This window comes from Rhizobium sp. MHM7A (assembly GCF_005862215.1).
GTDB classification, from domain to species: domain Bacteria; phylum Pseudomonadota; class Alphaproteobacteria; order Rhizobiales; family Rhizobiaceae; genus Rhizobium; species Rhizobium bangladeshense.
In genome coordinates, this window is the sequence record NZ_VCHT01000085.1 from 1 (window position 1) to 458 (window position 458).

The following is a 458-nucleotide window of genomic DNA, read 5'->3' on the forward strand; positions in this document are numbered from 1 at the left end:
ATGCCGGCAAGGTGCTGGATGGCGCCTGATATGCCGCAGGCGATATAGAGATCGGGCGCCACCACCTTGCCGGTCTGGCCGACCTGCCAGTCGTTCGGGGCATAACCGGCATCGACCGCGGCACGGCTGGCGCCGACGGCGGCACCGAGCTTGTCGGCAACCGGCAGGATGACTTCCTTGAACTTCTCGGCCGAACCGAGCGCCCGGCCGCCGGAGATGATGACCTTCGCCGAGGTCAGTTCCGGACGTTCCGAGGCCGACAGCGCATCGGAGACGAACCGCGACAGACCCGGATCGGAGACAGCCGGGATCGCCTCGACCGAGGCAGAACCGCTTGCCTGCGCCGAGGCGAAGGAGGCGGTGCGCACGGTGATCACCTTCTTGGCATCGCTTGCCTGCACCGTCTGAATGGCGTTGCCGGCATAGATCGGCCGCTTGAAGGTGTCGGGGCTGACGAC

The 458-nt window shown here is 66.8% G+C and carries 1 protein-coding gene; it reads right to left on the bottom strand.

Translation table 11 applies throughout. The features are described from left to right. Positions 1 to 458 (bottom strand): electron transfer flavoprotein subunit alpha/FixB family protein (locus tag FFR93_RS40510; RefSeq protein ID WP_138397238.1); only part of this gene is annotated, 458 nt, incomplete at both ends.